The organism is Bacillus sp. 11B20 (assembly GCF_056098985.1).
This window is the reverse complement of the sequence record NZ_JBLZWZ010000012.1, coordinates 1-468: the sequence shown is the minus strand read 5'-3', so window position 1 is coordinate 468 and position 468 is coordinate 1. Positions and strand designations below refer to the sequence as shown.

The 468-nt window shown below is 48.1% G+C and carries 2 tRNA genes and 1 rRNA gene; all 3 read left to right on the top strand.

Features of this window, described 5'->3' with window-relative positions:
- Positions 1–76: ribosomal RNA gene (locus tag ACN6NB_RS19495) — 16S ribosomal RNA — on the top strand; the annotation flags it as partial.
- 95 nt (positions 77–171) lie between these two features.
- Positions 172–248 (top strand) — tRNA-Ile (locus tag ACN6NB_RS19490).
- A gap of 14 nt (positions 249–262) precedes the next feature.
- Positions 263–338: transfer RNA gene (locus ACN6NB_RS19485), tRNA-Ala, on the top strand.
- Positions 339–468 lie beyond the last annotated feature (130 nt).

Genomic DNA, 468 nt, shown 5'->3' with positions numbered 1-468 from the left:
GAAGGTGGGGCAGATGATTGGGGTGAAGTCGTAACAAGGTAGCCGTATCGGAAGGTGCGGCTGGATCACCTCCTTTCTAAGGATATATGGAGCAGCGTGCGTTTTCGTCTTGTTTAGTTTTGAAGGAACTTGCAAAAGATCCTACAACATCATATCTTCGATATGAAAGATGGGCCTGTAGCTCAGCTGGTTAGAGCGCACGCCTGATAAGCGTGAGGTCGGTGGTTCGAGTCCACTCAGGCCCACCATCTTCTATTAAATCGGGGCCTTAGCTCAGCTGGGAGAGCGCCTGCCTTGCACGCAGGAGGTCAGCGGTTCGATCCCGCTAGGCTCCACCAACGTGTTCTTTGAAAACTAGATAACAATAAGTAATACATTCACATTGAATGCAATGCAAAGTTCATCACACATAGTGATTCTTTCTAAAGTAAGAAATGGTTAAGTTAGAAAGGGCGCACGGTGGATGCC